21 protein-coding genes are annotated in these 23,304 nt (G+C 66.1%); 8 read left to right on the forward strand and 13 right to left on the reverse strand.

Translation table 11 applies throughout. From position 1 onward, the window contains the following. Positions 1-462: 462 nt before the first annotated feature. The 3 genes from rlmN to E4K09_RS28230 form a co-directional block, all read right to left on the reverse strand. The gene (rlmN, locus tag E4K09_RS28220; RefSeq protein ID WP_193557369.1) at positions 463-1,788 is read right to left on the reverse strand and encodes a dual-specificity RNA methyltransferase RlmN; all 1,326 of its coding nucleotides are present in this window, start codon (positions 1,786-1,788) and stop codon (positions 463-465) included. A gap of 147 nt (positions 1,789-1,935) precedes the next feature. Then, positions 1,936-2,625: an invasion associated locus B family protein gene (locus E4K09_RS28225; RefSeq protein ID WP_193557370.1), complete on the reverse strand. Its 690-nt coding sequence runs from the start codon at positions 2,623-2,625 to the stop codon at positions 1,936-1,938. Between the two features lie 282 nt (positions 2,626-2,907). Beyond that, positions 2,908-3,258, reverse strand: a complete 351-nt coding sequence (locus E4K09_RS28230; RefSeq protein ID WP_244610740.1) for a YkvA family protein — start codon at positions 3,256-3,258, stop codon at positions 2,908-2,910. Positions 3,259-3,376: 118 nt separating this feature from the next. On the opposite strand from E4K09_RS28230, the gene E4K09_RS28235 reads away from it, so the two are divergent. Continuing rightward, positions 3,377-4,162, forward strand: coding sequence for an SDR family NAD(P)-dependent oxidoreductase (locus tag E4K09_RS28235; RefSeq protein WP_134500914.1), 786 nt, complete (start codon positions 3,377-3,379; stop codon positions 4,160-4,162). Positions 4,163-4,300: 138 nt separating this feature from the next. Here the strand turns inward: E4K09_RS28235 and E4K09_RS28240 are convergent, their stop codons facing one another. From E4K09_RS28240 to E4K09_RS28265, 6 genes are all read right to left on the reverse strand, one after another. Further along, positions 4,301-4,717 carry a GFA family protein gene (locus E4K09_RS28240; RefSeq protein ID WP_134500915.1) on the reverse strand — a complete coding sequence of 139 codons (417 nt, stop codon included), beginning with the start codon at positions 4,715-4,717 and terminating at the stop codon, positions 4,301-4,303. Next, complete coding sequence (locus E4K09_RS28245; protein WP_134500916.1) at positions 4,714-5,016, reverse strand: 4a-hydroxytetrahydrobiopterin dehydratase; 303 nt, start codon at positions 5,014-5,016, stop codon at positions 4,714-4,716. The genes E4K09_RS28240 and E4K09_RS28245 overlap by 4 nt, the downstream gene beginning before the upstream one ends. A gap of 132 nt (positions 5,017-5,148) precedes the next feature. Next, positions 5,149-5,733, reverse strand: coding sequence for a histidine phosphatase family protein (locus E4K09_RS28250; protein WP_134500917.1), 585 nt, complete (start codon positions 5,731-5,733; stop codon positions 5,149-5,151). Positions 5,734-5,772: 39 nt separating this feature from the next. Further along, positions 5,773-6,309, reverse strand: a complete 537-nt coding sequence (gene thpR, locus E4K09_RS28255) for an RNA 2',3'-cyclic phosphodiesterase (RefSeq protein WP_134500918.1) — start codon at positions 6,307-6,309, stop codon at positions 5,773-5,775. 122 nt (positions 6,310-6,431) lie between these two features. Continuing rightward, positions 6,432-7,475 (reverse strand): NADP(H)-dependent aldo-keto reductase, encoded by a 1,044-nt coding sequence (locus E4K09_RS28260; RefSeq protein WP_134500919.1) that lies wholly within the window; start codon positions 7,473-7,475, stop codon positions 6,432-6,434. A gap of 65 nt (positions 7,476-7,540) precedes the next feature. Continuing rightward, complete coding sequence (locus E4K09_RS28265) at positions 7,541-8,203, reverse strand: arylesterase (protein WP_134500920.1); 663 nt, start codon at positions 8,201-8,203, stop codon at positions 7,541-7,543. Between the two features lie 72 nt (positions 8,204-8,275). Here E4K09_RS28265 and E4K09_RS28270 point away from each other — a divergent pair, with 72 nt between their 5' ends. The 4 genes from E4K09_RS28270 (at position 8,276) to E4K09_RS28285 (ending at position 13,212) form a co-directional block, all read left to right on the forward strand. Next, the gene (locus E4K09_RS28270; RefSeq protein ID WP_134500921.1) at positions 8,276-8,968 is read left to right on the forward strand and encodes an ABC transporter ATP-binding protein; all 693 of its coding nucleotides are present in this window, start codon (positions 8,276-8,278) and stop codon (positions 8,966-8,968) included. Positions 8,969-8,980: 12 nt separating this feature from the next. Next, positions 8,981-11,566: an ABC transporter permease gene (locus E4K09_RS28275; protein WP_134500922.1), complete on the forward strand. Its 2,586-nt coding sequence runs from the start codon at positions 8,981-8,983 to the stop codon at positions 11,564-11,566. 229 nt (positions 11,567-11,795) lie between these two features. Continuing rightward, complete coding sequence (locus E4K09_RS28280) at positions 11,796-12,578, forward strand: Bax inhibitor-1/YccA family protein (protein WP_134500923.1); 783 nt, start codon at positions 11,796-11,798, stop codon at positions 12,576-12,578. 97 nt (positions 12,579-12,675) lie between these two features. Then, positions 12,676-13,212, forward strand: coding sequence for a GNAT family N-acetyltransferase (locus tag E4K09_RS28285; protein WP_134500924.1), 537 nt, complete (start codon positions 12,676-12,678; stop codon positions 13,210-13,212). Positions 13,213-13,278: 66 nt separating this feature from the next. On the opposite strand, the gene E4K09_RS28290 is transcribed toward E4K09_RS28285, so the two are convergent. The 3 genes from E4K09_RS28290 to E4K09_RS28300 form a co-directional block, all read right to left on the reverse strand. Next, complete coding sequence (locus E4K09_RS28290; protein WP_244610735.1) at positions 13,279-14,274, reverse strand: SDR family oxidoreductase; 996 nt, start codon at positions 14,272-14,274, stop codon at positions 13,279-13,281. Positions 14,275-14,475: 201 nt separating this feature from the next. Then, a complete protein-coding gene (locus tag E4K09_RS28295) occupies positions 14,476-14,856 on the reverse strand; it encodes a DUF2794 domain-containing protein (RefSeq protein WP_134500926.1) in 381 nt (126 codons plus the stop codon). Positions 14,857-15,141: 285 nt separating this feature from the next. After that, positions 15,142-16,158: a zinc-binding alcohol dehydrogenase family protein gene (locus E4K09_RS28300; protein WP_134500927.1), complete on the reverse strand. Its 1,017-nt coding sequence runs from the start codon at positions 16,156-16,158 to the stop codon at positions 15,142-15,144. 95 nt (positions 16,159-16,253) lie between these two features. Here E4K09_RS28300 and E4K09_RS28305 point away from each other — a divergent pair, with 95 nt between their 5' ends. The 3 genes from E4K09_RS28305 (at position 16,254) to E4K09_RS28315 (ending at position 22,951) form a co-directional block, all read left to right on the forward strand. Continuing rightward, on the forward strand, positions 16,254-16,601 hold the full coding sequence (locus tag E4K09_RS28305) for a winged helix-turn-helix transcriptional regulator (RefSeq protein WP_134500928.1): 348 nt from the start codon (positions 16,254-16,256) through the stop codon (positions 16,599-16,601). 113 nt (positions 16,602-16,714) lie between these two features. Beyond that, a complete protein-coding gene (locus E4K09_RS28310; protein WP_134500929.1) occupies positions 16,715-21,544 on the forward strand; it encodes an NAD-glutamate dehydrogenase in 4,830 nt (1,609 codons plus the stop codon). Between the two features lie 12 nt (positions 21,545-21,556). Beyond that, positions 21,557-22,951, forward strand: coding sequence for an MFS transporter (locus E4K09_RS28315; protein ID WP_244610742.1), 1,395 nt, complete (start codon positions 21,557-21,559; stop codon positions 22,949-22,951). A gap of 5 nt (positions 22,952-22,956) precedes the next feature. Here the strand turns inward: E4K09_RS28315 and E4K09_RS28320 are convergent, their stop codons facing one another. Beyond that, entirely contained in the window at positions 22,957-23,277 is a 321-nt protein-coding gene (locus E4K09_RS28320; RefSeq protein WP_134500930.1) for a heavy metal-binding domain-containing protein, read from the reverse strand. Positions 23,278-23,304: the final 27 nt, after the last annotated feature.

A 23,304-nucleotide genomic window follows, 5' to 3' on the forward strand; every position in this document is an offset into this window, starting at 1 on the left:
CCACTCAACAAGGCAAGCCAATTAAAGGTGGAAAACGGTTCAGGTGGACCAGAGGTCGCCGGCAAGAACAGGAAGACAAATCCGATAGGTGCACCCGAGGTGGCATAGCGCATTGCGGACCTGAAACCCGCTCGCTGCAGGATGCTGCCTAGCACGAACGCGATTGCTGCCAGGAGGAGAAGAGGTGCCCAGAGCAGCAAAAGGGCGAGTATTCCGAACAGCGGAATGGTTGCGAACCCGCCGCGCCCCAGATCGGCTGGCCGTCTCCCCGGACCACGAGATCAACCCACGTTAGGAAGAACATCATCAGAAAGGGAGAGGCCGCAGCCGAGGCGATCGCTCCCAGAAGCCGACGTTTCAAGCAAGAGTCCCCGCGTATCCGCAACGATAGCACGTACGTTGCGACGGGGAAGAAGTCCAGTCTGATGCCGGCCGACTGAAGACGGCTGCCGGGACGGAGATCTACTCCCCGTTCCCTACCGCATAGACACCTTCGGCCCCGATGCCCTGCTCGGCCATCATGCGGGCGCGGGCGCGCAGCTTCTCGGTCTCGCTCTTGAGCTGGCCGCAGGCCGCAAGGATGTCGCGGCCACGCGGGGTGCGCACCGGCGAGGCGTAGCCGGCGCGGAACACGATCTCGGAGAAGCGCTCGATCCGCTCCCAGTCCGAGCACTCGTATTTCGAGCCGGGCCAGGGGTTGAACGGGATCAGGTTGATCTTCGCCGGGATGCCCTTGAGCAGGCGCACGAGCTCGCGCGCATCGGCGTCCGAGTCGTTCACGCCTTTCAGCATCACGTATTCGAACGTGATGCGGCGCGCGTTCGACAGGCCCGGATAAGCTCGGCAGGCGTCGAGGAGCTGCTTGATGTCGTATTTGCGGTTGATCGGCACCAGCACGTCGCGCAACTCATCGCGCACGGCGTGGAGCGAGATCGCCAGCATGGTGTTGGCTTCGGCCCCGAGACGCTCCATCTGCGGCACGACGCCGGAGGTCGAGACCGTGATGCGGCGGCGCGAGAGGCCGAGGCCCTCGTTGTCCGACAGGACGCCGATGGCGGCGATCACGTTGTCGGTGTTGTAGAGCGGCTCGCCCATGCCCATGAACACGATGTTGGACACGAAGCGTCCGCCGTCGCTCGGCACGAAGGCGCCGTCCGGCGGCGTGGCGTCGGGCCAGTCGCCGATGGAATCGCGCGCCACGATGAGCTGCGCCACAATCTCGGCCGAGGTCAGGTTGCGCACCAGGCGCTGGGTGCCCGTGTGGCAGAAGGAGCAGGTCAGCGTGCAGCCGACCTGGCTCGACACGCAGAGCGTGCCGCGGTCGACCTCCGGAATGTACACGCACTCGATCTCCGCGCCCTTGTCGAGGGGGCCCGTGGAGGGCATGCGGATCAGCCACTTGCGGGTGCCGTCCTTCGAGACCTGCTCGGAGACGACCTGCGGGCGGGCAAGCGTGAAGGCGGCGGAGAGCCTGGCGCGCAGCTCCTTGCCCATGTTGGTCATTTCGGAGAAGTCTTTGGCCCCGCGGAAATAGATCCAGTGCCAGAGCTGCGCCACGCGCATCTTGAGCTCGCGCTCGGGCACGCCGATGGCGGCCAGCGAGTCCTTCAGCTGGTCGCGGGTGAGGCCGATGAGCGACGCGCCGCCGGGGGCGGCCCCTGCCACCACGGTCGTCTCGGCCGTCTTTTCGATGGACAAAGCGGTCTGCCCCGCCGCGCGCGCGGCATCGCTCACGGCCAGGGAGGCCGCATTGGGGTTACGCTTGGCGATGTCGAGCGCCGTCGCCATGGGAAATCACGCCTTTGTTGTTGGGAGCCGCAGCGAGCTATAACACAATTGCGCCGAAACCGTGAGCTTCGCAAAAGCAAAATTCCGGGCGCGAGGCCCGGAAAATGCTCATTCGGGGTGCGATTTGCAAGGCCCGGCGGTGCTTTTCTAAACCCCGCATTCCTTGCGGGCCTGCTCCAGGGCCTTGCTGAAGCCGCTCAGGGAATAGCGGTCCGTCAGGCTCGACCCGCGGGCCGATTGCATCTTCACGGTCATGGTTCCGCTGCGGGCCATGGTGGCGATGGCCTGGCTCTCCTCCGCGGGGTTCTTCAGCCAAGCGTTGGCGGCCTTGGTGATGAGCGCATAGGAGGCGTTGCCGACGGCCGCCGAAGCCAGGCCGTTCTCCTTGGCCGTGAAGCCCAGCACGAGGGCGACCTCGTTCTTCACGTTCTCGGCCGGACGGAAGGACACGAAGAGATACGCGGGATCGCGATTCAGGTTTTTCGGCAGGCGTTCCTGGGGCTGGCTGAGCGCATAGCAGATCTTCGATCGCCCGGTCTGGGCCGTGTAGACGCCCCAGTCGCCATAGGAACTCACGAGGGATGCGCCGCCCGGTCCCGTGGCCGCCTGCGCCGGCTTGGCGGCGGTTGCCGTGGCCGCGCCGGCCGCCGCTGCCGCAGGCTTTGCAGCCGCACCGGCCTTGCCGGTCGCCGGCTTCGCCTTCGAGGTGGCTGCGGCAGCAGGTTTCTGCCCCGTCGTGCGCTGGCTCTGGGCCAGAGCCGCAGGCCCGGTTCCGGTTATGAGAATGGCCGAAAGGATGCCCGCGGCAAGGCCGCGTTGGAAAGATGCTGTCGTCATGGGGGCGAAGAATAAGAGCGGATGGTTAAGAAGTCTTCACCATGCCGTAGCCTCAAGCCCTGTTGCTTGGCGATGCGTCGAAACGTGGCATGATCGCGGATGGGCAAAATAAAAGGGCCGGAGGAGTGGCCCATCGAGTTACCGTTCCCAAAAGTTTTATTGTTCAAAAGGCGGACTGAAAATGTGTTCTGATGAACACAGATTATGTAAACGAAAAAATATAATGTTGCAACAAGTCTATATTCATTTTTGCCTGAAGAAATTCCAGAGGGAATGCCTGGGTTAATCCTGCTGCTGAAAATCTTCCCCTAGGGATTTCCTGGCTCTGGCCCGGTGCTCGTCCGTGATGGAGCTCGCGACCTGCGTGATGGCGGCGGCCAGCACGGCCGCATCATCGGCAAATCCGATCAGCGGCAGGAGGTCGCCCACCGCATCCAGCGGCATGACGAAATATGCGATGGCGCCGAGCAGAATCAGTTTCACGCGGCTCGGCGTCTTGGGGTCCATGGCGCAGTAGAAGGCGGCCACCAGATCCTCCGCGAAGGGGATCTTGCCCGCCACGCGCCTGAGCTTGTCCCAGAACCGGCGCTTCAGGCTCTCCTCGTCGCGGGTGGCCGCACGCATGGCGTCCATCTCGGCCTTGGTGAAAGGCTTGATGACAGGCTCGCTCATGCTCTTCTACTCCTCGATGGTCTAGGTGTTCGCCTGCACGAGGATCGCATAGTAGCATCCTCGAAAGAGGAGAAAACCGATGAAGCTCGACAAATTGATGGCGGCCATCGTCACCGGAGGCGCTTCGGGCCTCGGGGAGGCCACCGCGCGCATGCTCGCGTCTCACGGGGTAAACGTCGCCATCTTCGACATGAACGCCGAGCGCGGCGAGGCGGTTGCCCGCGACATGGGCGCCTTGTTCGCCCAAGTGGACGTGACGGACGAAGCTTCCATCGATGCCGGCCTGGTGAAGGCTCGTGAAGCGAACGGCGTCGAGCGCGTTCTGGTCAATTGCGCGGGCGTCGCGCCGGGCCGCCGCACGGTCACGAAGAAGCGCGAGACGGGCGAGCTCATCCCGCACGATCTCGCGAGTTTCCGCAAGACCGTGGAGATCAACCTCGTCGGCACCTATGCGATGATCTCGAAATGCGCCGCCGCCATGGCGGCCCTCGAGCCGGTCACGCCGGACGGCGGACGCGGCGTGATCGTCAACACCTCCTCGGTTGCGGCCCAGGACGGTCAGATCGGGCAATCCGCCTATTCCGCCTCCAAGGGCGGCGTGCTGGCCATGACCCTGCCGGTCGCCCGCGATCTGTCCGGCTTCGGCATCCGCGTGATGACCGTTATGCCGGGGCTCTTCCACACGCCGCTCTTCGAGGGCATTGCGGAGGATTACCGCAAGGCGCTGGAGGCCAATGTGCCGTTCCCGTCACGTCTCGGGCGGCCCGAGGAATATGCCCGGCTCGTCGAGAGCATCATTGCCAACGATATGCTCAACGGCGAAGCGATCCGCCTCGACGGCGCCCTGCGCATGCAGCCGAAATAAGGGCTACAGCATCGGACCCAAATGTGAACTTGCACTATTAGGGCCCATCCGATGCTTCCTCTCTTGAATGAGAGCATCGCTGAGCGGGACACCGGAACCACTTTTCGCTGACGCGGCCCTCTAGGTCCGCACGATGCTCTAGGAGGTCACTTCACCCCGGTTCTCGGAATACCCGATCAGATCCGGGGTGCAGAGCCAGGATTCCCGGCGCTTGGTCCAAGCCTCGTAGGTAGGCCTGAAAACGTCCGTCCGGTCGAAGGCGCCGAGCATGATCTCGATCTCGTCCCCGCCGTCCGAATAGAACACCTTCGAGCCGCATTGCGGACAGAAGCGATTCTGGCCTCCGGGAGACGCCTCCCAACTCCGGCTCCCGCCCGAGACCGTCACCCTGTCGGCGGGGAAGATCGCGAAGGCGGTGAAGACGCTCCCGCTCGTCTTGCGGCACGTCATGCAATGGCACAGGCCCACGCGCTTCGGGGCTCCGCGCACCTGAAAGGTCAGCTGACCGCAGGCGCAGCCGCCCGTGAGGGTCTTCTCCGTATCGTCCGCGGTCATGCCTTCACCAGCCCGGCGGCCAGCTGGTCCATGCGCTGCGCCAGCTCGATGTCGCGGCGGGTGAGCCCCTTGGCGTCGTGCGTGGAGAGCGTCACATCCACCTTGTTGTAGACGTTGAACCATTCCGGGTGGTGATTCATGGGCTCGGCCACCAGCGCCACGCGGGTCATCCAGCCGAAGGCCGCGTTGAAATCGTCGAACACGAAGCGCTTGTGAAGGGCGTCCCGGCCCTCCACGAGGGCCCAGCCCTCAAGGCCGGGGAGAAGATCCTGGCGTTCCGAATCGGTCAAGCGGGGCATGGGCTGCGCCATCTCCAAGAGTGATCCCAAGGATGATTCCAAGAGTGATCACTTAGTGATGAAGCACGAGCGCGACGTTTCAAGCCCCCGCGGGATGGAAGGAGCGTTCTCGAAATCCGATGGGTCGCCTCTTTACGGGAAGGCGGCTTCCTCGATGCTGCGCCAGTCCTCCCGGAGGGAGAACGTTTCCCGGTCCATCACGAGATAGCAGCCGCCGCCGGGATGCTGCGGCCGGCTTTCCCGGCCGATCTCGACCCCCTGCAGATGCGCCATGAGCAGGCTGCCGACCCCGCCATGGGACACGATGAGAGCGTCGCCGGTCTCCTCGGCCGCGATCCGCTTCATGGCGTTCACGATGCGCGTCTGCGCGTCGATGGCGCGCTCCCAGCCGCGGATGCTCTCGTGCGGCCGACCGAAGAACTCGCCGACCACCTCCCAGAATTCCGGCGGCGCGATGTAGCCTGTCGCCGACCGGTCGTTCTCGCCCAGATCCTCGTGGGTGCGATAGGGCAGGCCGAAACGCTCCGCCACGATGGCGGCTCCGTCCATGGCCTTTCGCTCGGCGCTGGCATGGACCGATGAGAGGCGAACGCCCGCAAGGGCAGCGGCGAACCGGTCCATGCGTCTGCGCCCCGTCTCGTTGAGGGGCCATTGCGGCACGGGCACGAGCGGGTCGATCACCACCTCAGGGTGGGTGAGGAAAATCAGGGATGTCATGATCGACAGACGTAGACCCGGGCAAGCTCGGCCGTCAAATCAGCTTAAGGGGTAGGCCGCTTCGATCACGTAAGGGCCTCCGCCCACGGACGCGCGCGACGAATAGAGGACGAAGCGCCGGGCCGTGAAGGTGAGCTTCGGGAAATGCCCCCGGGTGGCCATGTAATCCGCGACATCGATGGGGGAGGCGTTCTTCAGGCGTGCCAGCGTCACGTGCGGGATGAATTTGCGGGTCTCGGGAGGCAGACCGATCTGGCGCATCATGCGCTCCTGCTCGGCCTGGAGATCGGTGAGCTCGCCGTTGCCGGAGGTGCGGGCGAAGACCGCACGGGGCTTGCTCCCGCCGAACGTGTCGAGCCCGTCGAGGGTGATGGCGATAGGCTCCCGCCAGCGGGAATCGCCGAGGATCGAACACACATCGTCCGCCATGCGCGCATCGATGTCGCCGATGAAGCGCAGGGTGATGTGATAGTTTTCAGGATCGATCCAGCGCGCCCCCGGCAATCCGCCGCGATAAGCGGACAGGGCAAGGCTGATCTCGGAGGGAATCTCGATGCCGGTGAAAAGACGTGGCATGCGGCACCTCCCGAGCCTTGCTGATGCTTGACGAAACAGACGACAGACGGCGGGCTTTGTTCCGGCCGCGCAGCTCCGTCGTCATGGCCGCACGTGTTCCGGCCATGACGAGGAACAGGCTCCTACGGGCAGGGATTGCAATGCTCGACGTGGATGGCGTCGATACGCTTCTCCAGCTCCGGCGTAATGGTCACCTCGACGGAGGCGATGTCCGTCTTCAGCTGCGCCATGGACGTGGCGCCGATGATGTTGGAGGTCACGAAGGGCCGCGAGTTGACGAAGGCCAGCGCCATCTGGGCCGGATCGAGGCCGAATTCCCGGGCGAGCGCGACGTATTTGCGGATCGCCGCCTCCGCCGTCGGGTTCTCGTAACGCTGGCCGCGGTTGAAGAGCGTGGTACGTGCCCCCGCCGGCCGCGCCCCGTCGAGATATTTGCCCGTCAGATAGCCTTGGGCGAGCGGCGAATAGGCCAGCAGGCTCACGCTCTCGCGCATGCTGACCTCGGCCAGCGCCACCTCGTAGGTGCGGTTGAGCAGGTTGTAGGCGTTCTGAATGGATTGCACCCGCGCGAGCCCCGTGGCCTCCGCGTGCCTGAGATAGGTCATGGTGCCCCAGGCGCTCTCATTGGAGAGGCCGAAATGGCGGATCTTTCCGGCCTTCACCAGGTCCGTCATGATCTCCACCGTCTCGGCGATGGGATGCGAGTCGCCGTCCAGATGCCGGTAGACGGTCGGGTTCGCGCCCCAGGGCATGGGGCGGTCGGGCCAGTGAATCTGGTAGAGGTCGATATAGTCCGTCTGGAGCCGCTTGAGGCTCTTGTTCACGGCCTCCTCGATCTGCTGGCGCGAGAGTTCGGCCGGAGAGCCGTCGTCGCGGAACCAGGTGTTCTGCGAGCGGCCCACCACCTTCGACGCCAGGATCACCTTGTCGCGGGTGCCGCGCGCCTTGAACCAGGAGCCGATGATCCGCTCCGTGGACCCTTGGGTCTCGGGCCGCGGGGGAATGGAATAAAGTTCGGCGGTATCGAAGAAATTGATGCCCTGGTCGAGGGCGTAATCCATCTGTTCATGGCCTTCGGCCTCGGTGTTCTGCTGGCCCCAGGTCATCGTGCCGAGGCAGATCAGGCTCACGTTGAGGTCGGTGCGGCCAAGCCGGCGATAGTGCATTGTCGAGGCTCCTCGCGGCGGGCAGGCCAGCCGCGGCTGGAAGGGATTCAAAGCGCCGAAAGGGATCAGCGCTGGGTCAGACGGGCAAGAAAGGCCTCGACGCTGGGCAGAATGCGCTCGACGATGATCTCCACCCCCTTCACCGTCGGGTGCAGGCCGTCGGGCAGGTTGAGGGATCGCTCGCCGGCCACCCCGTCGAGGAAGAAGGGATAGAGCACGAGGTCGTGCCTCTTCGCAATGTCGGAATAGAGAATATCGAACTTGCGGATGTAATCCGCACCCAGATTTCGCGAGGCATACATGCCGGCGAGCATCACGGGGATGTTGCGGGCCTTCAGGCGCTCCACGATGGTTTCGAGGCTCCTGCGCGTGACGGCGGGGTCGAGGCCGCGCAGCATGTCGTTGGCGCCGAGCTCCACGATCACCCCGTCCGTCCCGTCGGGAACGGACCAGTCGAGGCGGTCGAGCCCGCCGGAGGAGGTGTCGCCCGAGACGCCCGCATTGGCGATCTCGACGCGATAGCCCTTGGCCTTGAGCGCACGCTCCAGCACCGCCGGGAAGGCGGCCTCCTGAGGCAGGCCGTAGCCGGCCGTCAGGCTGTCGCCCAAGGCGACGAGGCGCAGGGTCCTCTCCTGTGCCAGGGGCGTGGAGGAGGGGGCGATCATGGCGACAAGAGCCGCCGCACACGCAAAAATGATCGTCATGAACGGGCCTGATTGGCGCTTCATCAGTAGGCTTCCCATCTATGCCGGACTAGACAGCGGTTTCTGACAAGTCTCCAACAGATCGGGTGAACGGGCATGAAGGACAAGGCCATCGCGCTGCACGATGTCGATTTGAGCCTCGGGCGCGGGGCCGCGCGGGTGCATATCCTCAAGGGGATTTCGCTGACCGTCGCCAGAGGCGAGGCGGTCGGCCTCGTGGGGCCCTCGGGCTCCGGAAAATCCACCCTTCTCATGACCATGGCAGGCCTCGAGCGCCCCGATGCGGGCAAGGTGATCGTCGACGGCACCGATCTGTCGGGCCTCGACGAGGACGCGCTGGCGCGCTTTCGCGGGCGGCGAATCGGCATCGTGTTCCAGTCTTTTCATCTCGTTCCCACCATGACGGCGCTCGAGAACGTGGCGCTGCCTCTGGAGCTGGCGGGGGAGGACGATGCCTTCGAGCGGGCGAAGGCCGAGCTCACGGCGGTCGGCCTCGGGGCTCGCCTGCACCATTACCCGGCGCAGCTTTCCGGCGGTGAGCAGCAGCGCGTGGCCATCGCCCGCGCCATCGTGCCCAATCCGGCGATTCTCGTGGCGGACGAGCCCACCGGCAATCTCGACGAGACCACGGGGCAGTCCATCATCGACCTGCTCTTCGCCCTCAAGCGCGACCGGGGCGCGACCCTGGTGCTCGTCACCCACGATCTCAATCTCGCCCGCCTCTGCGACCGTATGGTGCGCCTGCGCTCGGGCCAGGTCGAGGCCGACGCGGCCTCGGTCGTCGCGTAAGGGGGAAAACTCATGCACGGCACCCTGTCCACGCCGCGGCGGCGTCAAGCGCCCGCATCGCGCCGGCCTCTCCTTCTGCGCCTGGCCCTGCGCGAGCTGCGCGGAGGCCTGAAGGGCTTCGGCATCTTTGTCGGCTGCATCGCCCTCGGAGTGGCGGCGATTGCGAGCGTGTCCTCCCTGTCGCGCTCGCTGACCGAGGGGATCTCCCGCGAGGGCCGCAGGATCCTCGGCGGCGACATGGCCTTCTCTCTCATCCAGCGGGAGGCGAGCGGGCCCGAGCGGGCCTTCCTCGACTCGAAGGGGCAGGTGAACGTCATCGCGTCCCTTCGAGCCATGGCGGTCGCCGGGGAGAAGGGCTCCGGCCTCGTCGAGATGAAGGCGGTCGATTCCGGCTATCCCGCGGTCGGGACCCTCGAGACCGACCCGCAGCTTGCGCCCGCCGATCTCTTCGCCGAGCGCGACGGCGCATTCGGGGCGGTCGTGGATCCGGCGCTGCTGGCGCGGCTCGACCTGAAGGTGGGCGACCGCGTGACGGTGGGCTCCGCGAATGTGGAACTGCGCGCGCGTCTCGTGACCGAGCCGGACCAGATCGCCGATGGCATCGGCTTCGGCCCGCGCCTGATGATCTCCCAGGAGGCGTTGGCCGCAACCGGCCTCGTCCAGCCAGGAAGCCTGGTCCGCTGGACCTATCGGCTGATCCTGCCGCCCTCATTGTCCAACGAGGAGGGGCTGGCACGGATCGAGGCGGAGGCGAATCGCGTGCTGCCGGAGGCGGGGTGGAGAATCCGCACGCGGCTCAACGCGGACCCGCGCTTCGCCAAGAACATCGAGCGGTTCACCCAGTTTCTCACCCTTGTGGGCCTCACCGCGCTGCTGGTCGGCGGCGTCGGCGTCGCCAATGCGGTGCGCGGCTTCGTGGACCGCAAGCGGGCCTCCATCGCGACGCTCAAGAGCCTCGGGGCGCCGGGCGGGCAGGTGGTGATGCTCTACCTCACCCAGGTGATGCTGATCGCGGGCGTCGCCATTGCCATCGGCTTGGCCGTCGGCGCGGCCCTGCCGTTCGCCGTGACGGGCCTCTTCGGCCATCTCCTGCCCATCCCGATCCAGCCGGTGATCGCGTTCCGGGAGCTCGGCACCGCGCTTCTCTACGGTGTGCTCACCGCGCTCGTCTTCGCCATTGCCCCGCTCGGCCGGGCGCATGACGTGCCGGTCTCGGGCCTGTTCCGCGACCAGATCGATCCGGAGCGGCGCTGGCCGCGCCGCCGCTATCTCCTGGCGCTGGGGCTCTCCGTGGCCGCGCTCGTGGCGCTGGCGGTGATCGCGGCCTATGACCGGCGGATCGCCCTCATGTTCGTGGCTGCGGCGGCAGGCTCCTTCCTGCTCCTGCGCCTCGTGGCGCTCGGGCTGATGGCGCTCGCCCGGCGCCTGCCGCGGCCCCGGCGCACGGCCGCGCGCCTTGCGCTCGCCAATATCCACCGGCCCGGAGCGCTCACGCCCTCCCTAGTGCTCTCGCTGGGGCTCGGCATCACGCTTCTCGTGACGCTCTCGCTCATCGACGCGAACCTGACCAGGCAATTGACGCAAAGCCTGCCGGAGCGCGCGCCGAGCTTCTTCTTCCTTGATATTCCCAACCAGCAGGCGGATGCCTTCGAGGGCTTCCTGAAGGATCAGGCAGGCGATGCGCATATCGAGCGTGTCCCGATGATGCGCGGGCGCCTCGTCACCCTGGGCGGCCGTCCGGTCTCCGAGGTCAAGGCTCCCGAGGACATTGCCTGGGTGCTCGAAGGGGATCGCGGCATCACCTATTCCAAAACGCCGCCCGAGGGCTCGAAGCTGGTTCAGGGCGAATGGTGGCCCGAGGACCATCGCGGCAAGCCGCTCGTCTCCTTCGAGAGCAAGATCGCGGAAGGCCTGGGGCTCAAGCTCGGCGACGAGATCACCGTGAATGTGCTCGGCCGCAACATCACGGCCACCATCGCCAATCTGCGCGAGGTGGAATGGCGCTCGCTAGGCATCAACTTCGTCATGGTGTTCTCGCCCAACACCTTCGCGGGGGCCCCTCATACGCATCTGGCCACCGTCACGTTTCCGAACGGGTCCGATGCGGCCACCGATGCCCGGATCCTGAGAAGCTCGGCGCAGACCTTCCCGATGGTCACGAGCGTGCGGGTGAAGGATGCGCTCGAGGCCGTCAACGACGTGATCTCCCAGCTCGTCATGGCGATCCGTGGGGCAAGCTCAATCGCCCTCATCGCAAGCCTTCTGGTCCTGGCGGGGGCTCTCGCCGCGGGTCATCGCGCCCGCCTCTACGACGCGGTGGTGCTCAAGACCCTGGGCGCCACCCGCGCCCGCCTGCTCTCGGCCTATGCCCTTGAATACGGATTGCTCGGGTTGGCCACGGCGCTCTTCGGGCTCCTGGCCGGCGGAATCGCATCCTATTTCATCGTCACCCGCCTCATGAACTTAAGCTTTGGCTTAGATTTATCGGGCGCGCTCCTCGCCTCGGCCTTGGCTGTCCTGGTGACGGTGGGTCTAGGCCTGATGGGCACCTGGCGGATCTTGAGTCAAAAGCCGGCGCAATACTTGAGAAATCTTTAACCCTGCTCCGAACGGCGACGCTATGACGGGACGAGCATATCGTATTCGGAGAGGGGGCGCTGCTCTGCCCCCGAAATGCTTTTCACGAAAAGTTGAAGCTTGGCGTTGCCTCTTGCGAAGCAAGGGCCGCCCCCTCATATTTCTTCTGTCGCCGTGGTATAGTGGCGACCGAGGGCTGACTCCCCAGCCTTTCGAGGGAACACACGGGACACCGCGAGAAAGGGCTCCGATGCAACCGTATGAGCAAAACCAAACCGCCTATGGCACCGGCTTTGCCCGGACGGCGGCACAGGTCGATCAGGGCCTGCGCGCCTTCATGCTCGGCGTCTACAACAACATGGTCCTGGGTCTGGCGATCTCGGCGCTGGTCGCGCTCGGCATCAACATGCTGGCCACCACGAGCGATCCGTCTCAAGCTGTCGCCCGCATGGGCGGCGTCGGCCTGACCCAGTTCGGCGTGGCCTTGTATGGCTCGCCGCTGATGTGGGTTGTGGCGCTGGCGCCTCTGGCCTTCATCTTCTTCTTCTCGTTCCGCATGGACCGCATGTCGGCGGCCACGGCGCGCGGCACCTTCTTCGCCTTCGCGGCGGTGATGGGCGCCTCGCTCTCGACGCTGCTGCTGCGCTACACCGGCGCGAGCGTCGTGCAAGTGTTCTTCATCACGGCGGCGTCCTTCGGCGCGCTGTCGCTGTGGGGCTACACCACCCGCCGCAGCCTGTCCGGCATGGGCTCGTTCCTGATCATGGGTCTCTTCGGCCTGATCATTGCCTCGATCGTGAACATCTTCGTCGCGTCGAGCGCGCTGCAGTTCGGCATTTCCGTGATCGGCGTGCTGATCTTCGCAGGCCTGACCGCCTATGACACGCAGAAGCTGAAGGAGATGTACCTGTACGGCAACTTCGACACCGAGGCTGCCGCGAAGGTCTCGGTCTATGGCGCGCTTCAGCTCTACCTGGACTTCATCAACATGTTCCAGTTCCTCCTGGCGTTGCTGGGCAACCGCAACGAGTAAGAGCGAACGGATCAGACGCTCACGAGCCCCGGCCCGAAGCCGGGGCTTTTTTTGTGGGCCGATTGCCTACGGCCCGGCTTCGTCCTACCAATGGCGCATGAGCCTTCTCGTCCGCCCTTCGGCCGAAGCCGACATTCCCGCCATCACGGCCATCTATGCCCATGCGGTGCTGCACGGCACGGCCTCGTTCGAGCTCTCCGCGCCCGACGAGGCCGAGATGACCCGCCGTCGTGCGGCCATTCTCGAGGGCGGCTATCCCCATCTCGTGGCGGAGCGTGGCGGTCACATCCTCGGCTATGCCTATGCGGGTGCCTATCGCACCCGCCCCGCCTATCGCTCCACGGTCGAGGATTCGATCTATGTCGCGCCCGCCGCCCAGGGGCAGGGTGTCGGACGGGTGCTGCTGACAGCCCTGATCTCAGAATGCGAGGCCTGCGATTTCCGGCTGATGGTGGCGGTGATTGGCGACGAGGAATCGAAGGGCTCAATCGCCCTGCACAGGAGCCTCGGCTTCGAGCCCGTGGGCGTTCTCAAGGGGATCGGCTACAAGCACGGTCGCTGGCTCTCCACCGTGCTCATGCAGCGGACCCTCGGGCGCGGCATGAGCGAGCCGCCGACGCGGTCCATCGTCTAGAGCATCGTTGAGCGGGACACCGGACCCACTTTTCGCTGACGCGGCCCTCTGGGTCCGCACGATGCTCTAGCGCCGCACGCGCGCGGCCGCCTTCGTCCCGGCCAGCAGGGCCAGGCCCGTCAGGGCCATCATGCCGACGATGCTGCTGGCGCGCCGCGCGGAAAACGGCAGGCCCTTCCGCTCGCGCCATCCGCCGCTCACGTCGCGGCCCGCCGCAACGGGCCTGAGCAGCGCTCCGCGTGTCCGGCGGGCGGGGGATGCGCGCTTCAAGGCGCGCCGCATGGCTGCGCCCATCAGGTGCTCGGTCGGGCCGGGTGCCAGGGCATAGGCGATCTGCGCCGCGCGGGCGGGCCAGCCCACCGCGACCTCGTCCCTGGGCCAGTGCACGAGCGACACGAAGGTTTCCGCCACGTCCTCGGGCGCGTAGATGATCGGGCCGGGGTCGATCTGCCGGCCGGAGACATTGGCGCCGTGATCGAGGCCGGGCGTGTCGACGATGGCCGGGAACACGCCGCAGATATGGATGTCCCGGCAATCCTTCAGCTCCTGCCGCAGGCTGGCCGAAAAGCCCCGCAGGGCGAATTTCGAGGCCGTGTAGGCCGCCGCGAAGGGCGCCGGCGCCCAGCCACCGACCGAGATGGTGTTGATCAGAATGCCGTGTCCCTGATCGAGAAAGATCGGGAGGACCACATAGGCGCCGTGCATCGCTCCGAGCAGATTCACCTCGATCGTGCGCCGGTGCAGCGCGAGGTCCGCATCCTGATAGGGGCCGAACACGCCCGTGCCGGCATTGTTGATCCAGACGTCGATGCGCCCGAAGGCGTGCTGCGCCTCCTCCGCCAGTTCGGCGATCGCCGTGGCGTCGGTCACGTCGGTGGGCACGGCGATGGCCTCTCCACCCAGATTCCGGCACTCGCTGGCCACTTCCTCGAGCAGGTCCCCGCGGCGCGCGGCCAGCGCCACACGGGCTCCGCGCTGCGCGAAGGCACGGGCCGCGGCGCGGCCGATGCCGCTCGACGCGCCCGTGATCACGACGGAAAGACCGGCCATCTCGCGTGCCATGGGACCCTCATCGCTGCTGCATGACCAAGCGCCAACGCGAGGATCGGACGGGTGTTCCGGAGAGCGTATCGTGCGGGCACGAAGGGCCGCGTCAGTGACCCGTAGGGCCACGTCAGTGAAAAGTGGGCCTGATTTTCTGCGCGATGCGCGCTCCCGAGCGCGCAGCATCAGGGAAACAGGCGGTGCGGAGAGAGCAGGATCTCAGTTCGAGACCACTTTAGGTTTGTCGAGCACGCGCAGGACGCGGGCGAGCTCATGTCCGCGCTTGAGGATCAGACCCGTCGACACGACGACCGCATAGGCGCCCTGCTTCTTGGCGAGCTTCGGATCCTTCTCGATGCGGTATAGAGGCATTTCCGATGTGCGCCGGTAAATCGAGAAGACCGCTTTGTCGGGGGTGAAATCGATCGCGTAATCGCGCCATTCGCCTGCGGCCACCATGCGGCCGTAGAGATTGAGAATGGCCTGGAGTTCAGCGCGGTCGAAGGACACCTGCTTCGGCGCGGCGGGGAAGGGCAGGATACGAGCCGAACCCTGCATCGAGCCGCCGCGCAGCGGCTCTGAGATGTCACCTTCGCTCATGAATACTCCCATGACTGCTTCATGTGACTCTGATGATGGGTCCGCTGAAAGATCGGATCAAGCCGTGACGGCCAAATGAATCACCGCTTTCTCAGCAAATCTTATTCCTGCCGCAATCGCGCCCCTAAGGCGCCCCACTGGCTGAGCTAAATACTCAAGTTGCCTCGACGGCCCGGTTCGACCATCGGCTTGGACACGTCAGCCCCCCAGCCCTCCATGCTTTTGGAGAGCCGGGCCACCAACCCTCGAGACACAGGCCGCCTTTCCAGGCGGCCTTTCTTTTTGTCAGAATCCCGACAACACGATCTTGCCCTTGGCGCGGTTGCTCTCGACGACGGCGTGCGCGCGCTTGAGATTGGCGGCATTGACCGGTCCCATCACCTCGGCGAGGGTCGTCCTGATCGTGCCCTGGTCCACGAGGCGCGCGGCTTCGTTGAGGATCTCGTGCTGCCGCTGCATGTCCGCCGTCTGGAACGTCGAGCGGGTGAACATGGATTCCCAGTGGATCGACACGCTCTTGCTCTTCAGGAGCCGGATATCGGGGGGATTCTCGGGATCGTCGATCAGGCCGAAGCGGCCCTGGGGCGCGATGACCTTCGCGATCTCCGGAAAATGGGCATCCGTGTGCGTGATCGAGAACACGAAGGCGGGCGCGCCGATGCCGAGGGCCTCGACCTGCGCGGCGAGGGGTTTCGTGTGGTCGATCACGTGATGCGCGCCGAGCGTCCGGCACCAGTCCTGCGTTTCGGGCCGCGAGGCGGTGGCGATCACAGTGACGTCCGTGAGCCGTCGCGCCAGCTGAACGGCGATCGAGCCGACGCCGCCCGCGCCGCCGACAATCACGATGGCGTTGGCGGCTCCCGGCACTGGCTTGCGGATGTCGAGGCGGTCGAACAGGGTCTCCCAGGCGGTCAGGGTCGTCAGCGGCAGGGCGGCCGCCTCCTCGAAGCTCAGGCTTGCGGGCTTGGTGCCCACGAGCCGTTCATCGACTGTATGAAATTCCGCATTGGTGCCGGAGCGCGTGATGGCGCCCGCATAGAACACCTCGTCCCCCGGCTTGAACAGGGACACGTCCGATCCCACGCTCCGCACGATGCCGGCCGCGTCGTAGCCCAGAACCTTGTAGCCCCCGGGCTCGGGCACGGCGCGCCGGCGCACCTTGGTGTCGACCGGGTTCACGGAAACCGCCTTGATCTCCACCAGAAGGTCCCGCGGTCCCGGCTCGGGGCGGGACAGTTCGATATCCAACAGGGAGCCTTCCTGATCGATGGGCAGGGATTGCTGGTACCCGACGGCGCGCATGGCTTGTCTCCTTTTGCTGAAGACATAGTTGAGCATAGGAGCTAGCATCGCAAGAACGCACAATAAACGCCCCTAGTGTCAAAAAGGATACCGTTATGCCGCGCGTTCCGAAACAGCAGGCTTCCACCGGGTGCTCCGTCGAGCGCGCGCTCAACCTCATCGACGGCAAGTGGAAGATCGTCATCCTCTACAAGCTCCTCCGGGGAACCTTGCGCTTCAACGAGCTGCGCCGCCTCATTCCGGGCGTGACCCAGCGCATGCTGACCCACCAGCTGCGCGAGCTGGAGGCGGACGGCCTCATCGTGCGCATGGTTTACGCGCAGGTTCCGCCCCGGGTCGAATATTCGCTGTCCGCCCGTGGACGGAGCCTGGAGCCGGTCCTCATGGCCCTGAAGCACTGGGGTGACACGAATCTGTCGTCCTTGGAGGCGAAAGCGGCATAAAGTTGCCGTGTCCGCAGAAACTTAACCCTGCCACGGAAAGAACCTCGGGGCCGTGTTGCGCAGTCCGATACTCTGTGGCAACGCTCCCGCAACGATCATAAGAGGGTACGCGCATGAAGCTGGAAACGCCGACCAGCGGAAGCGAACTGACGGCCGAGGCCGTTGCGGTTCTGGAAGCCGGACACAAAGCCATTCCGCCCACCTTCGTCCGCGACCTCTATGGGCGGGTTCCGCCCGAGGATCTGGCGGCCTATTCGCCCGCGGCGCTCGCGGAGCTTGCGGCAGCGGCCTATGAGCATCTCAAGGCTCCCCGCATCGGAGGCAACGAGGATATCCGCCTCGTCGACCTGGAAGTGGAGCGCGAGGGCCGCCGCCGGGACGTGACGGTTCTGGAAATCGTCAACGACAACATGCCCTTCCTGCTCGATTCCACCCTCGCCGAGCTGGTCGACCAGGGCTACGAGCCGTATCTCGTGGCGCATCCGATCCTCGCGGTGGAGCGTGATTCCCAGGGCGGTCTCGTGCGTCTCGTGGGTGAGGCCACCGGCACCGGCCGTCATGGCGTCAAGCGCGAGAGCTTCATTCAGGTTCATCTGCCGCGCATCGACGATACCGAGACCCGCGACCGGTTGATCGAGTCGATGCGCCGCGTCCACAAGGACGTGTCTCTCGCCGTGCACGACTGGCCCGGCATGCGCGCCCGCATCGCCGAAATCGTTCAGACCTATCGCCTCAATCCGCCGCCGCTGCCGGACGACGAGGTGCGGGAGGCGGTGGCGTTCCTTGACTGGATCGCGCGCGACAACTTCACGTTCCTGGGATTGCGCGAATACCGCCTGCCGGCGGCCGACACCGCCGCCGACCCCGTGGAGGGATCGGGCCTGGGACTTCTGCGCGACCCGAGCGTGCGCGTGCTGCGCCGCGGTCACGAGCTCGTGGCGATGACGCCGGAGATCCGGGCCTTCCTGGAAAAGCCCAAGGCGCTCATCATCACCAAGGCCAACGTCAAGTCCCGCGTCCATCGCCGCGCGCATCTCGACTATGTGGGCGTCAAGCTCTTCGACATGGACGGCAGGCTGCAAGGTGAGCTGCGCATCGTCGGTCTCTTCACCGCGAGCGCCTACACCAACACCACGGCCGAGGTGCCATATCTGCGCCACAAGGTGGCGAAGGTGGTCGCGCGGGCCGGCTTCGATCCGGCGAGCTATGCCGGCCGCTCCTTCCTCAACGTTCTCGAGAATTATCCGCGCGACGAGCTGTTCCAGATCGACGAGGACACGCTCTATCGCTTCGCCATCGACATCATGAACCTGTCCGAGCGTCCGCGCGTGCGGGCGCTGGCGCGGGCCGACGAGTTCGACCGCTTCGTGTCGGTGCTCGTCTTCGTGCCGAAGGACCGCTACGACACGAGCGTGCGTCACCGCATCGGCCAATTCCTCGCGGGCATCTACGAGGGGCGCATCTCGGCGTCTTACCCCGATTATCCGGAGGGTCCGCTCGCGCGCACCCACTACATCATCGGACGCGACGAAGGCCGGACGCCGCAGGTCGCCCGTGACATGCTGGAAAAGGGAATCGTGTCGATCGTGCGCACCTGGGGCGATTCCTTGCGCGATCGGCTCGACGAGACCCTTGGCGGCGCGCGCGCCCGTGCGCTCGCCACCCGCTACGCCGAGGCCTTCAGCGCGGCCTATCGCGAGGCCTTCGGGGCCGAGCACGCCATCAAGGACATCGCGCTCCTGGAACAGCTCTCCGAGGCGCGTCCCCGCGCGGTGGATCTCTATCGCCGCGAGGGCGACGACGAGACCCGGGTCAACCTGAAGGTCTTCTCGCGCAGCGCGGCGCTGCCGCTGTCCGACCGGGTGCCGCTGCTCGAGAATCTCGGCTTCCGCGTGGTCAACGAGCGAACCTATCGCGTGGTCTCCACCGGCGTCACCGGCATGGACCGGGTGTGGCTCCACGACATGGCCCTGGAGCGCGCGGCGGGCGGAGCGATCGAGATCGACGAGATCCAGGCTCTCATCGAGGCGGCGCTTCTCGCCCTGTTCCGCGGTTTGGCGGAATCGGACGGCTTCAACCGCCTCGTGCTCGAAGCCGGTCTCGGCTGGCGCGACGTGGCGATGGTGCGCACCCTCGGCCGATACCTCCGTCAGATCCAGGTGACTTACGCGCAGGATTACCTGGCCGATACGCTGGCCCGCCATGCGGAGATCGCCAAGACCATCGTCAAGCTCTTCTACGCGCGTTTCGATCCGCGTCAGGGCGGCGAGGCGGAGGCTGAGGCGGCCGTTCGCGCCGTCATCGAGGAGCAGCTCAAGGATGTCACGAGCCTCGATGACGACCGCATCCTGCGCCGCTTCATCAACCTCATCGAAGCGGCGGTGCGCACCAACTTCTTCCAGCTCGAAAGCAACGGCCTGCCGCGCCAGACCATCGCTTTCAAATTCGAATGCGCCAAGGTGGAAGGCTTGCCGCTGCCCAAGCCTCTCTACGAGATCTTCGTCTATTCCCCGCGCGTCGAGGGCGTGCATCTGCGCTACGGCAAGGTCGCGCGCGGGGGGCTTCGCTGGTCGGACCGTCCGCAGGACTTCCGCACCGAGGTGCTGGGCCTCGTGAAGGCGCAGCAGGTGAAGAACGCCGTGATCGTGCCGGTCGGTGCGAAGGGCGGCTTCGTGCCCAAGCACTTGCCGCCCGCGAGCGATCGTCAGGCCTGGCTCGCGGAGGGCATCGAGAGCTATCGCATCTTCGTGCGCACGCTCCTGCAGCTCACTGACAACATCGAGGGCGATCGTGTGGTGGCGCCGGCCGATACGGTGCGCCACGACGCGGACGATCCCTATCTGGTGGTCGCCGCCGACAAGGGCACGGCCACCTTCTCGGATACGGCGAATGCGCTTTCCATCGAGAAGGGGCATTGGCTGGGCGACGCCTTCGCGTCCGGCGGCAGCCAGGGCTATGACCACAAGAAGATGGGCATCACCGCCCGCGGCGCCTGGGAGGCCGTGAAACGCCATTTCCGCGAGATGGACATCGACATCCAGAAGGAGCCCGTGACGGTGGCGGGCGTGGGTGACATGTCGGGCGACGTCTTCGGCAACGGCATGCTGCTCTCGCGGTCGATCAGGCTGGTGGCGGCCTTCGACCATCGCGACATCTTCCTCGATCCGGATCCGGATCCGGAGGACTCGTACAGGGAGCGCGAGCGCCTGTTCAACCTGCCCCGCTCGAGCTGGCAGGATTACGACAAGTCGCTGATCTCGTCCGGCGGCGGCGTGTTCCCGCGCAACGCGAAATCGATCCCGCTCTCGCCGGAAGTGCGCGCGCTGCTCGGTCTCGACAAGACCCAGGCGACGCCGGCGGAGGTGATGACCGCGATCCTGAAAGCGCCGGTGGGCCTGCTCTGGTTCGGCGGCATCGGCACCTATATCCGGTCCTCGGCGGAAACCGACGAGCAGGTGGGCGACCGGGCGAACGATCCCATCCGCATCACCGGTGCCGATGTGCGCGCGAAGGTGATCGGCGAGGGCGCCAATCTCGGCGCCACGCAGCGTGGACGCATCGAGGCGGCGCAGCACGGCGTCCGCCTCAACACCGACGCCATCGACAACTCGGCGGGCGTCAACACCTCCGACGTGGAGGTGAACATCAAGATCGCGCTCACCATCCCGGAACGGGACGGCCGCCTGAGCGAAGACGCGCGCAACGCGCTTCTCGCCGATATGACCGACGAGGTCGCCGGCCTCGTTCTGCGCAACAATTACCTGCAGACCCTGGCGCTCTCGCTCTCCGAGCAGCGCGGCCTTGCCGATCTCGGCTTCGCGCGCCGTCTCATGCAGATGCTGGAGGCTCAAGGGCGTCTCAACCGCAAGGTGGAATACCTGCCCGACGACGCGACGCTCACCGAGCGTGCCCGCCGGGGCGAAGCGCTCACCCGGCCGGAGCTCGCCGTGCTGCTCGCCTATGCCAAGCTCTCGCTGCATGACGAGCTGCTCGACAGCGCCGTTCCCGACGATCCGTATCTCGGCAAGGAGCTGGAGCGCTATTTCCCGGCTGCCATGCGCGAGCGCTTTCCGGATGCGATCGCCCATCATCGTCTGCGCCGCGAGATCATCGCGACGCAGCTCGCCAACGCGATCATCAACCGGGGCGGCCCCACCATGGTGGCCCGTCTCGTGGATCAGACCGGAGCGGACGCGCCGACGATCGCGGCAGCCTATGCGGCCACGCGCGATTCCTTCGGGCTGACCGAGATGAACGTCGCCATCGATGCTCTCGACGGCGTGGTGCCGGGCAAGCTGCAGTTGCGACTCTACGGCGAGCTCCAGGACCTGCTGATGAACCGCATCGTCTGGTTCATCCGCAACGTGGATTTCTCGAGCCATTCCCTCGATACGATCATCGGCGCCTATCGGGCCGGCATCGCCGAGGTGGAGCGCAGCCTGCCCGAAACCCTGTCGCCCGAGGCGCTCGCGGCGTTGAACGCCCGCGCGAAAGCGCTGATGGATCAGGGCACGCCCGAGGATCTGGCGCGCCGCATCGCCGCCCTGCCGGATCTTGTGGCCGCTCCCGACGTCGTGCTCACCGCACAGAAGACGGGCAAGCCCGTCGGCGACATCGCGTGCACGCATTTCGCGCTCGAAGCAACTTTCCGTCTCGGGTCGCTCATCGGCGCGGCACAGGAGATCGCGGTCAGCGATTATTTCGATCGTCTCGCGCTCGACCGCGCCATCGACAGCATCGCTTATGCCCATCGCGGCCTGACGGCGGAGGTCGCCGCGCAGGATGTCTCCGGCGCCGATGCGGTCCAGGCCTGGAGCGAGAGGCGCGGCGCGGATGTCAGCCGCATCAGGAGCGCGGTCGACAGCATCGTGTCCTCCGGCCTTACCTTGTCCAAGATCACGGTGGCGGCGAGCCTGCTCGGCGATCTGGCGAGGACAGGCTGAGGCGTGGTACGGATCGTCGACGGAGACGGCCCGTTGAGCGGGTCCGGGCCGCAGGTTCGTCCTGCCACGGCGTCGCGTCCCGCCATTCTCGGCTGGCTCCTGTTCGACTGGGCCTGCCAGCCCTTCTTCACGCTCGTCACGACCTTCGTGTTCGCGCCGTATTTCGCCGCCTCGCTCGCGCCGGATCCCGTGACGGGGCAGAGTCTCTGGGGCTATGCGACCGCGGCGGCGGGGCTTGCCCTCGCGATTCTCTCGCCGGTTCTTGGTTCGGTGGCGGATGCCACCGGGCCGAAGAAGCCGTGGATCGCCTCCTGCGGCCTCGTGCTGTTCGCCGCGTCCTTCGCCCTCTGGTATGCCGCGCCGGGCCAGCCCCAGGCGATCGCGGTCGCATTGATCGGCTTCGCCTTCGCGACGGTGGCCGTGGAGGTGGCGGCGGTGTTCAACAACGCGATGATCCCGCATCTCGTGCCGCCGGAGCGCTTCGGCCGTCTGTCCGGCACCGGATGGGCCATCGGCTATCTCGGCGGGCTCGTCTCGCTCGTGATCGTGCTCGGCTTCCTGGCCGCCGATGCGGGCAGCGGCAAGACCGTTCTGGGGCTCACGCCTCTGTTCGGGCTCGATCCCGCGCAACGCGAAGGCGACCGGATCACCGGTCCGTTCTCGGCCCTGTGGTTTCTCGTCTTCGTGCTGCCGCTGTTCCTTTTCACGCCGGACGTCGCGCGCTCCCGGCTGCGGCTGGGCGAGGCGGTGAGGCAGGGAATCCGTCAAGTCGGGGACACGCTCGTGGACGCGCGGCGGCACGAGGGCGTGCTGCGGTTCCTCATCGCCAACATGGTCTATCAGGATGCGCTCGTGGCGCTCTTCGCCTTCGGAGGGATCTACGGGGCCGGGGTGTTCGGGTGGCAGGCGACGCAACTCGGCCTCTTCGGCGTCCTGCTCACCATCACCGGAACCCTGGGGGCGCTGGTCGGCGGGCGCCTCGACGACCGTTTCGGCGCGAAGCCCGTGATCCTGGGATCGATCCTCGTCCTTGCCCTCGTCTGCGTGGGCGTGCTCTCGCTGGGCCGCGAGCACATTCTCTTCGTGATTCCGACAGCGCCTGCCGGTGAAGGTCTCTATGCCAGCGCGCCGGAGAAGCTCTTCGTCGGGCTCGGCCTCGTCATCGGCGCGGTGGCGGGTCCGCTGCAGGCTTCCTCGCGCAGCATGCTCGCGCGGCTCGTGCCGGCCCGCGAGGCCGGGCGCTATTTCGGCCTGCTGGCGCTCTCAGGGAAAGTCACGTCCTTTCTCGCCCCGCTCGCGGTCGCGACGGCCACCGCGATCTTCCGGACGCAAGCGGCAGGACCGGCGGTGCTGATCCTGTTCCTGCTCGCGGGCTTTGCCCTGCTGAGGGGCGTAAAGAAGGCTTGAAAGCCTTATTCCAGCGTCACGGCGGTGCCGCTCACCGTCACCATCATCATGCCTTCGTTCTTGCCGATGGCGCCGTAATCCATGTGCACGCCCACGACTGCATGGGCGCCGAGGCGCTGCGCCTCTTCGATCATCTCGCGAATGGCGGTGTCGCGCCCGTCGCGCAGCACGCGCTCATAGGAGCCGGAGCGTCCCCCGACCACGTCGCGGATCGAGGCGAAGAAATCGCGAAACACATTGGCGCCCAGAATGGCCTCGCCCGAGACGATGCCGCGATAAGCGGCGATCCGGCGTCCTTCGATGGTAGGCGTGGTGGTGACGATCATCAGGGTCTCCATGGCTGGAGACCCTGA

Source organism: Microvirga pakistanensis (assembly GCF_004458765.1).
GTDB lineage: Bacteria > Pseudomonadota > Alphaproteobacteria > Rhizobiales > Beijerinckiaceae > Microvirga > Microvirga pakistanensis.

Coding starts and splice junctions, on each gene's coding strand:
- E4K09_RS28280 (WP_134500923.1), top strand. CDS start 11,796: ATGCAACCGTATGAGCAAAACCAAACCGCCTATGGCACCGGCTTTGCC.
- E4K09_RS28295 (WP_134500926.1), bottom strand. CDS start 14,856: ATGAGCGAAGGTGACATCTCAGAGCCGCTGCGCGGCGGCTCGATGCAG.
- E4K09_RS28285 (WP_134500924.1), top strand. CDS start 12,676: ATGAGCCTTCTCGTCCGCCCTTCGGCCGAAGCCGACATTCCCGCCATC.
- E4K09_RS28240 (WP_134500915.1), bottom strand. CDS start 4,717: ATGACCGCGGACGATACGGAGAAGACCCTCACGGGCGGCTGCGCCTGC.
- E4K09_RS28305 (WP_134500928.1), top strand. CDS start 16,254: ATGCCGCGCGTTCCGAAACAGCAGGCTTCCACCGGGTGCTCCGTCGAG.
- E4K09_RS28260 (WP_134500919.1), bottom strand. CDS start 7,475: ATGCACTATCGCCGGCTTGGCCGCACCGACCTCAACGTGAGCCTGATC.
- E4K09_RS28245 (WP_134500916.1), bottom strand. CDS start 5,016: ATGCCCCGCTTGACCGATTCGGAACGCCAGGATCTTCTCCCCGGCCTT.
- E4K09_RS28275 (WP_134500922.1), top strand. CDS start 8,981: ATGCACGGCACCCTGTCCACGCCGCGGCGGCGTCAAGCGCCCGCATCG.
- E4K09_RS28265 (WP_134500920.1), bottom strand. CDS start 8,203: ATGAAGCGCCAATCAGGCCCGTTCATGACGATCATTTTTGCGTGTGCG.
- E4K09_RS28310 (WP_134500929.1), top strand. CDS start 16,715: ATGAAGCTGGAAACGCCGACCAGCGGAAGCGAACTGACGGCCGAGGCC.
- E4K09_RS28230 (WP_244610740.1), bottom strand. CDS start 3,258: ATGGACGCCATGCGTGCGGCCACCCGCGACGAGGAGAGCCTGAAGCGC.
- rlmN (WP_193557369.1), bottom strand. CDS start 1,788: ATGGCGACGGCGCTCGACATCGCCAAGCGTAACCCCAATGCGGCCTCC.
- E4K09_RS28235 (WP_134500914.1), top strand. CDS start 3,377: ATGAAGCTCGACAAATTGATGGCGGCCATCGTCACCGGAGGCGCTTCG.
- E4K09_RS28250 (WP_134500917.1), bottom strand. CDS start 5,733: ATGACATCCCTGATTTTCCTCACCCACCCTGAGGTGGTGATCGACCCG.
- E4K09_RS28320 (WP_134500930.1), bottom strand. CDS start 23,277: ATGATCGTCACCACCACGCCTACCATCGAAGGACGCCGGATCGCCGCT.
- thpR (WP_134500918.1), bottom strand. CDS start 6,309: ATGCCACGTCTTTTCACCGGCATCGAGATTCCCTCCGAGATCAGCCTT.
- E4K09_RS28225 (WP_193557370.1), bottom strand. CDS start 2,625: ATGACGACAGCATCTTTCCAACGCGGCCTTGCCGCGGGCATCCTTTCG.
- E4K09_RS28270 (WP_134500921.1), top strand. CDS start 8,276: ATGAAGGACAAGGCCATCGCGCTGCACGATGTCGATTTGAGCCTCGGG.
- E4K09_RS28300 (WP_134500927.1), bottom strand. CDS start 16,158: ATGCGCGCCGTCGGGTACCAGCAATCCCTGCCCATCGATCAGGAAGGC.
- E4K09_RS28290 (WP_244610735.1), bottom strand. CDS start 14,274: ATGGCACGCGAGATGGCCGGTCTTTCCGTCGTGATCACGGGCGCGTCG.